Below are 7,887 nucleotides of genomic sequence, written 5' to 3'. Positions count from 1 at the left end.
GTCTTAGCAAGCTAAGACCATGCTGCCCCTCGACTTGCATGTGTTAAGCCTATCGCTAGCGTTCATCCTGAGCCAGGATCAAACTCTTCATTGTCAATATTTTTATTGTACTTTGTTCTGTTTGTCTTGCTCTAAAAATGATTCTTGCTTCAGATTTATTAGTGTATCTCTACCTAAGTAAAGGTCGTAATTGACGGTTAGGTCTTCTTTTCCCTAAACGTTTGTTACTACACTTCTGTTTGTCAATATCAATTATCTCAAAGATCTCTTAAAGTCAAACACCCCGCGTCGCCGCAAGGCCGTTCGTTTCTTTTGCGAGTGCAAAGGTAAAGCAAAGTTTTCACTCCACCAAATCTTGAGTGAAACTTTTTCGTTACCACCCTCGATCTAAACCCTGTCATTCACTGCTCGTCCGCCTGACTTGCGACTGCAAAGATACGGCAATAATACCTGTATTTCCAAATAGAGACTGTCGCCGCGACTCCTGTCCTCTATTTAGAGTGCTAAGGCATCGCACGCCCAACTCCCCGATACGCCTCTCCGAAGTGATACGCAAGCCCTTCGCCTTATCGCAAGTATTCCTCTTATTCAGCGGAGGAAAAAGTGTCCTTCTTGTAAGGAAAAAAGCGCCATTACGTAGTGGTTTTCTTCTGTCTATGTACGTAGTCTTAAAGACCAGGTACGTCAGTCCAAATATCCACGTACGTAGATATTAGAGCTACGTACGTAGCCCAAACATTTCTGCCACTCGTCCACAACTTTTATCCCTACGCAGAGCAACAACCTAAATAGAGGTCGCTTCACAAAGCTATATAGCTTTCTTCGCCATCCTATATAGTTCTACCCACGTACTCATATACCTATTACGAACCCCGCACGCTTACTTCTCCACGCAAGCACTCCACCTTGCGCGCGTACATTATTATATATAGAAGGGGAGCTGAGCATTAGTCCCTCTCCCACACCATCCACATACGACAGAAGCTCCGACTGCGATACCTCACCAGAGCCTCATAGAAGGACATAATATCAACCTATATTGGTCAGTGAGTCGACCTATATTGGTCGTCGTGCGAACCTATATAGGTTGTTGATGCGACCTATATAGGTCAACCCAGCGACCAATATAGGTTCACATCACCCTCTATACGAAGGTCTCGAAAACGCCCCTACAAGAGACCACTTCCCTACCCAACTAATGCGCCTTGTCATTATAGGGGTCACAGATGAAGCTCAATAGATCTATTCACAAACAACTATTGGTCTGCACACGAATGACTATTGGTTTGAGGTGCAAACAACTATTCGTTTCGTATGCGAATAACTATTCGTTTGTACCCCAAACAACTATTGAAGCAGACGCAAACGACTATTGCTTCACTTCACCTCCTCGCGAAGCATGATTTATACGCCTTCACGTAAGCAAAGAAAGTCCAGAGGAAAAGCAGTAGCGCACACACCTACTCCTCACACTCCGATGCAGTCTTCCTACCATTGCGGAGGTATCCGATTATCCATACCTTTGTACTTGGAGTCGGGCAGAAGCGTCTGCCAATAGCGCTCCATCTTCAGTACTAACATAGCGTTTGCTATTTATTCGGAAATGTCTTAGAACCTAGGAAATTCAAAGTACGTCACTCGAATAAGTCAGTGAACGCCTGCGCATAGCGTAGGCGTGACTTATCTCTTGTGACGTGGGCATTCCTAGGGCCTTAAGACAAAGAGTGGGAAGCGTCTACGCTTCTCTTTTGTCTTGGGGCTCTTAGGGGGCTCACGCCGAAGAGATAGCCAGCGCCCAATATGCTATGCGCTTATGACGAATAACTCTCTAACTAAGGCTAAGAGGGCAAAGGTTGATGAGTTCTACACCCAGCTGGAAGACATCGAGGCTGAGCTCAAGCACTATCGTGGGCACTTTGCCGGCAAGACTGTGCTCTGCAACTGTGACGATCCTCGGATGAGTAACTTCTTCTTCTACTTCGTCCTACACTTCCATCGCCTCGGTCTCAAGAAGCTCATCACGACCTGCTACAAGAATCAAAATCCGGATCTCTTTTCTCAAAACACCTCAGGGCAAGCTGTCTATCTTGTGTATGAAGGAGAGGATATCGGCTCACCTCCCAACCCTAATATTGCTGGGTTGGTACACCCCTTGCAAGGAGATGGAGACTTCAGCAGTCCAGAATGCATTGCCTTCCTGCAAGAGGCAGATATCGTCGTTACCAACCCACCCTTCTCTCTTTTTCGTGAGTATGTAGCCTTACTCATTGAGTACGGCAAGCACTTTGTCATCGTAGGAAATACCAACGCTGTCACTTATAAGAACTGCTTTGAACTGATAAGAGAAAATAAGATGTGGCTGGGATATAACTGCCTGCGTTGGTTCTACACACCAGAAGGGACTCTCCACGAAGCAGCTCGCTCCTATTGGTATACGAACTTGGATATACAAAAGCGACACGAGGAACTCACCCTCTACAAAAAGTATAGTCCTGAAGAATACCCTCACTACGACAACTACGATGCCATCAGCGTAGATAAGACCGCTGATATTCCCTGTGACTATGACGGAGCAATGGGAGTACCCATTACCTACCTGGATAAGCACAACCCCGATCAGTTCGAAATCATCGGAGCGACGGAGAGTGAAGGTAAAGGATTTTCTGCTGGGCTCTGGGATGCATCCAGTAAAGTATCCCAACCAGTGGTAAATGGGGAACGTAAATACAAACGTATATTCATCCGCAAACGCAAATAATCAGCACACCTATGACTATTCAACTCGTACACATTAAAGTCCGTGATCTATTCAACGGCTACAAAGACAATGGCGACAATGGTGTCGTCGCCTATGGAGGCAAGCTGGATGTACGCCCTGCCTACCAGCGCGAATTCGTCTACAAGCCCGAGCAACAGCAAGCGGTCATCGATACCCTTAGCAAGGGCTATCCGCTAAACGTCATGTACTGGGCTGATCATGGGAATGGCCGCTATGAGCTCATAGATGGTCAGCAAAGGACGCTATCTATCTGCACCTTCCTCGATGGGGACTTCTCCTGTGCTGGACTCTTTGGCATTAAGCAGCCTCAGGCATTCCACACGCTTCCTGAGGACCGAAGGGAGCAACTTCTTGACTACGAACTCACCGTCTATATCTGCGATGGGACAGAGAGTGAGAAGCTCGAGTGGTTCAAGACCATCAATATCGCAGGCGAAGAGCTTACCGACCAAGAGCTACGTAATGCGGTCTATACAGGACCCTGGGTATCAGATGCGAAGCGCTACTTCAGCAAGACAGGCTGTGTCGCTTACGGGCTTGGAAGCACATACCTCAAGGGAACAGCTAACCGACAGGACTACCTGGAGACCGTGATCTATTGGTATGGTGACCGAGAGACCCCCAAACAGAGCATCGAGGAGTGCATGATCGAGCACCAGCACGACCCTGACTCTCGAGACCTCTGGGACTACTTTGAACGGGTCATCACATGGGTAGAAAAGCTCTTCCCCATCTATCGCAAGGAGATGAAGGGGCTTCCCTGGGGGATCTATTACAATGAATACCATCAGTACACGTATGCCCCACTGGTTCTTGAGAAGGAAGTCTCTCGGCTGATGGCTGATGAAGATGTGACCAAAAAAAGTGGCATCTATAAGTACGTCCTGGAGAAGGCTATCGGGAACGACGACCCGAGCCTGCTCGGCATCCGCGCCTTCAGCGACAGCCAGAAGCGCACCGTCTATACACAGCAAGGCGGGATCTGCACCTGTTGTGGGAAGAAGTACAAGTATGAGGAGATGGAGGGCGATCACATCAAGCCTTGGAGCAAGGGCGGGAAGACCGAGATAGCGAACCTACAGATGCTTTGCCGAGACTGCAACCGCCGCAAGAGCAATAAGTAGCTACGGATAGAGGTAGACAGCACACGGTCTCTTTGTCTCCTTAGGCAAAGGGGTAGTCTACACCTCTATACCATAATAATATAAGGGAGAGCCCCAGCCGAATGATCTGATAGCAGACATTCGGCTGGGGCTCTCCTCTTACTTATCCTCGGTACCACTCAACACAAAGACTTCTCATACACGTGCCAGAAGTAGCGCAATGCGCGGTAGGACACGCACACCCTACATAAAGAAATTAAGTAAGTATCCCTATGGGAATGCGCCATCTTACAGATAATTAAAAAGCTATAAAAGAGAATCATAGCGAACCACAAACGAGGTATTTTCCAGCGGACTTGCTTAGGAAAGAAAGATTGCTACCTTTGCTCATAGAGTCTGATATAGCACACAGACTGCCATGGAGCGAGGGAGATACGAGTACCACCTCCCTTCACATCGACAGACTGCACTACCACCAGACCGCAGGAATGCTTGTGGCGAGCGGCCGCATATCCCCCCCAACAGAGGTCCTCATCTCGCAGTGGCATACACATCAAATATCACACGTCACATCTTTACCACAGCGAGATGACGACCGAGGAATCAACACCCAAGGGTCACACCACCCACAGCAGTCTAACATCCGTTTCACCCTAATCACCACAAGTCTAATGAGAAAGAGTTTACTCTTCGTCCTACTCCTCTGCATCTCTATAGGAGTAGCGTGGGCTCAGAAAAAGCAAGTCACCGTCACTGGTGTCGTCATCGCGGCAGATGACAAGGAGCCCGTGGTCGCCGCATCCGTGACCTGCGTCGAGTTCCCCTCCCACGGGGTCTTGACCGACGTCAACGGGAAGTTCACACTCCGTCTCCCAGCCGAGGCTAAGACACTCAGGGTCTCCAGCATTGGCTTCCTCACCCAGACCGTAGCCATCACGGGGCAAGAGCTCAAGATCACCCTAAAGAATGAGGAAAAGTCGATCGATAAGGTCGTCGTCGTCGCCTATGGTACGCAGACTAAGAACTCCTTCACGGGGTCAGCCGCTCGTATCGACGTCGCCAGCCTAACGAAGAAGACGGGATCTAATATCACCTCGGCTCTCGAAGGGGCTTCTCCTGGGGTCCAGGTCTTCACGACCAGTGGCCAGCCTGGTGCAGCCGCTACGGTACAGATCCGTGGTATCGGCTCTGTGAACTCCAGCACGGCACCTCTCTACGTCATCGACGGGGTACCCTACACCAGCCTCCTCAGCGGCTTCAATATGGCCGACGTCGAGAACCTCACGGTCCTCAAGGATGCTTCGGCTACCGCACTCTACGGGGCACGCGCTGCTAACGGGGTCGTCCTCATCACCACCAAGCAGGGTAAGGCTGGTCGTCTCTCCTTCGACGCCGAGATCAAGAGCGGGATCAACGTCCGCTATCTCCCCCAGTACGATGTCATCGACTCTCCTGAAGAATATATGGAGGTAGCCTACGAGGCTATGAAGAACACCTACGAACGCTTCGGTCTCAAGGATAAGCTCACCCAGCTCTACAACAACCCCAAGGCTAAGTTCGCTGATGGCAAGACCATCGCTGATGCACCTAAGAATGCAGCCGACCTGCTCTTCTTCCCTGGGATCCTCGCAGGTGGCGAAGATGCTACCGGTATCTGGGACCACTACAACCTCTGGAAGGCTGGCTCAGGTCAAATGATCGATGTGAACACAGGTAAGTTCAACAAGAGCTACAAGCGCCTCTACACACCCGAGTCTTGGCGTGATCATATCTTCCGCACCGGTCGCATCACGGAAACGAATGTACGCGTATCAGGTGGATCTGAGAAGGTCAACTTCTCCTCTTCACTGGGGTATCAGGACAACATCGGGTACTACATCAGCTCCGAATTCAATCGCCTGAACCTACGTAACAATGTCACCGTCCGCCCCACTAAGGACTTCAAGGTAAGCCTCGGCCTCGCCTACTCTCGCTCACTCGCTAAGAGCCCAGGCCAGGGGAGCAACTCCAACAACGGCTTCCAGTTCGTCAACCAGATCCCTTCGATCTACCCTGTCTTCGAGCACGACGAAAACGGGAACCTCGTCAATGACCCCAAGATCCCTGGTGGCAAGAGCTACGACTACGGTCAGACCTCCGAAGGTAGCCGTGCCTATGCTGGTGGTATCAACCCTGCTGGTGCTGTCCGTCTCGACCGCGACGAAGACCTCACGAACCTCACTACGGGGAACCTCAACCTCGAGTATCGCTTCCTCAAGGACTTCAAGCTCGCCGTCACCTACGGCTTCCAGTCTACGGCCTCCAAGAATGAAACGCTGGCTAACCCCTACTACGGGGATGCTGCGAAGATCGGCCGCATCTACAATACGAATGAAAACGACTTCAGCTGGACGCTCAACGAGATCCTCTCTTGGGGCAAGACCTTTGGTGACCACACCGTAGATGCCTTCATCGCTCACGAAGCCACAAAGAACGAGCTCGACTTCCACTACTCTGGTAAGAAGAAGCTCATCCTCGGGAACGTGACTACCCTCGATGACGGTCTCATCCGTGGTGATATCTCTGGCTACCGCCTGACCTACGCTATCGAAAGCTACTTCGGTCAAGCTCGCTACGACTACAAGAACAAGTACTACCTGAGTACCTCAGTCCGCCGAGACGGCTCTTCGCGCTTCGCTCCCGACTACCGTTGGGGTACCTTCGGTTCGGTCGGTGCCGCTTGGATCATCAGCAAGGAAAAGTTCCTCTCCTCGGTCAAGTGGATCAACAACCTCAAGCTCAAGGCCAGCTATGGTGTCCTGGGGAACCAATCCCTGAACCTCGCCTATGGTAGTACTACTCCTAACTACTACCTCTACCACGACTTCTACGAAGTAGACAACTTCAATAGCTCTCCCTCGTTCTCCTTCTACGCCAAGGGTAACAGCGCCCTGCAGTGGGAGCGCTCTGGCACCTTCAACGTGGGCTTCGAGTCTCGCCTCTTCAACGCTCTCGAGCTCAACGTCGACTACTTCGTCAAGACGACGGACAACATGCTCTTCAAGAAGCAAGTCGCGCCTTCACTTGGCTATGCCTACTACCCTGTGAGCGAAGGTCGCCTGCGCAACAACGGGCTTGAAGTCGAGCTTAACTGGGAGGCCTACAAGAGCAAGGACATCTCTGTGAACGTCCGCGCTAATGGTGGCTACTACAAGAACAAGATGCTCATTATGCCCGTCGACCCCTTCGGCGTACCCAAGCACTACGAGCTCCATGGCAACTATGCTTACAAGAAGGGTCACTCCGTACTCGACTACTATATGCCTATCTGGAAGGGTGTCAGCAATGAAGGGCTGCCTATGTGGAAGGCCTACACCTACAAGGATGCCAGTGGCAATGATGCCTACGTCACCGACTACGAAAAGTACATCAGCACGGGTGGTGACGCTAAGGCACTCACCGAGACGACGACTTCGGACTACAACAAGGCTGTCAACGAATTCGTCGGCAAGAGCGCTATCCCTGACTTCGTCGGTGGCTTCGGCTTCGATGTACAGATCAAGAACGTCAACATCTCGACGAACTTCAGCTACGGCCTCGGCGGTTGGGGCTATGACGGCGTCTACGCTGAGCTGATGAGCAGCGGTAGCGTCATCGGCACGCGCAACTGGCACAAGGATATCCGCAACTACTGGAGCAGCGACAAGCATACGGACCTGCCTATCCTCACGCACAACGTGGAAGCACTCAAGTTCGCTAACTCGACCTCTACACGCTTCCTCACGAGCCGCTCCTTCCTCACGCTCAGCAATGCTCGTATCAGCTACGACCTGCCCAAGAGCCTGATGAAGCACCTCGGCCTCAACAGCGCCTCCGTCTACGTCAGCGGTGACAACCTCTTCCTCATCTCCGCTCGTAAGGGCTACGCTGCTATGACCAGCCTCAATGGGGGCTCAGGTACGAACCGCTACCTGCCTGTATCGACCTTCGTCGCAGGGGCACGCATCAGCTTCTAATTCGTCTCAC

At 51.3% G+C, this 7,887-nt stretch carries 3 protein-coding genes and 1 rRNA gene; 3 read left to right on the top strand and 1 reads right to left on the bottom strand.

The features are described 5' to 3' along the window. Positions 1-94: ribosomal RNA gene (locus HMPREF1323_RS07875) — 16S ribosomal RNA — on the bottom strand; the annotation flags it as partial. A gap of 1,719 nt (positions 95-1,813) precedes the next feature. Here HMPREF1323_RS07875 and HMPREF1323_RS07870 point away from each other — a divergent pair. The 3 genes from HMPREF1323_RS07870 to HMPREF1323_RS07860 all read left to right on the top strand — a co-directional run bounded on the left by HMPREF1323_RS07870 (position 1,814) and on the right by HMPREF1323_RS07860 (position 7,877). Continuing rightward, positions 1,814-2,758 (top strand): adenine-specific methyltransferase EcoRI family protein, encoded by a 945-nt coding sequence (locus HMPREF1323_RS07870; RefSeq protein WP_009433590.1) that lies wholly within the window; start codon positions 1,814-1,816, stop codon positions 2,756-2,758. Positions 2,759-2,769: 11 nt separating this feature from the next. Beyond that, a complete protein-coding gene (locus HMPREF1323_RS07865) occupies positions 2,770-3,903 on the top strand; it encodes an HNH endonuclease family protein (RefSeq protein ID WP_009433613.1) in 1,134 nt (377 codons plus the stop codon). 650 nt (positions 3,904-4,553) lie between these two features. Next, positions 4,554-7,877, top strand: coding sequence for a SusC/RagA family TonB-linked outer membrane protein (locus tag HMPREF1323_RS07860; RefSeq protein WP_009433624.1), 3,324 nt, complete (start codon positions 4,554-4,556; stop codon positions 7,875-7,877). The last annotated feature ends 10 nt before the right edge of the window (positions 7,878-7,887 follow it).

Origin of the sequence: Porphyromonas sp. oral taxon 279 str. F0450 (assembly GCF_000292995.1) — a bacterium.
In the GTDB taxonomy this organism is placed as follows: Bacteria; Bacteroidota; Bacteroidia; order Bacteroidales; family Porphyromonadaceae; genus Porphyromonas; species Porphyromonas pasteri.
This window is presented reverse-complemented; position numbering and strand designations above follow the sequence as displayed.